Origin of the sequence: Pseudomonas sp. NMI542_15, assembly GCF_021283425.1 — a bacterium.
GTDB classification, from domain to species: Bacteria; Pseudomonadota; Gammaproteobacteria; order Pseudomonadales; family Pseudomonadaceae; genus Aquipseudomonas; species Aquipseudomonas fortuita.
The window spans coordinates 1-1,055 of record NZ_JAJSRO010000068.1 but is presented as its reverse complement, the minus strand read 5'-3'; the positions used below and the strand labels follow the sequence as shown (position 1 = coordinate 1,055).

Genomic DNA, 1,055 nt, shown 5'->3' with positions numbered 1-1,055 from the left:
GTCACGTTGACAGTGGCCGGGTCGCCGATCTGCAGGTTTTCCAGCGGCGCACCGGTGACGGTGGCCTTGTCGATGCTGACGGTGATGGTGCCTTTATCAACAAAGATGTCATCGCCTTGGGCCGGCGCCGAGATGGTCTTGGTGGTCTCGCCAGCGGCGAACACCACGGTTTCACCGGTGCTCAGCAGGACGGTCAGCGGTTTATCGATGGCCTGGTTCAGGGTGAGCTTGAAGGTCGGCGCAGTCGCCTCGTTCACCGTGTCGGTGACCGGAGTGATGCTGACCTTGACCAGGTTGTCGTTGCCGTTCGGCTCATCGCTGACGGTAGTGGTGACCGGGGTCTTGTCGGTCACCAGGTTCTCGAACTTGGTGTCGCCGGTGACCGAAATGTCGGTGATCGACTTGGTGATCGCAGGCTGGCCACCGGCATACAGGTCGTTCGGTGCAGTGACGAAGGCGGTACCCGAAGCAGAACCCGCCGGAATAGTCACGACTGTGCCGCCAGTCAGGGTCACGGTCACACCACCGTGGCCGGTCACTGGCAGCTTGGTGTCTTCGCTGATCAGGGTTACGGTGTAGGTGATCTTGCCGCCTTCCACCACTGCGGTGTTATCCACCGACAGGACAGCGGTGACTTTGCTGATGGTGTCGGTCACGTTGACAGTGGCCGGGTCGCCGATCTGCAGGTTTTCCAGCGGCGCACCGGTGACGGTGGCCTTGTCGATGCTGACGGTGATCTGGCCCTTGTCGATGAACACGTCATCGCCCTGGGCAGGCGCCGAAATGGTCTTGGTGGTCTCGCCAGCGGCGAACACCACGGTTTCACCGGTGCTCAGCAGCACGGTCAGCGGCTTATCGATGGCCTGGTTCAGGGTCACCTTGAAGGTCGGCGCAGTCGCTTCGTTCACCGTGTCGGTGACCGGCGTGATGCTGACTTTCACCAGGTTCCCGGCGCCGTTTGGCTCGTCGCTGACGGTAGTGGTCACTGGCGTCTTATCGGTCACCAGGTTTTCGAACTTGGTGTCACCCGAGACCGAAATGTCGGTGATCGACTT

Annotated in this window: 1 protein-coding gene; it reads right to left on the bottom strand. The window is 61.2% G+C overall.

What is annotated here, in order from left to right; translation table 11 throughout:
• The coding region (locus tag LU684_RS30435; RefSeq protein WP_332880197.1) for an immunoglobulin-like domain-containing protein at nt 1–1,055 on the bottom strand (1,055 nt) is incomplete at both ends.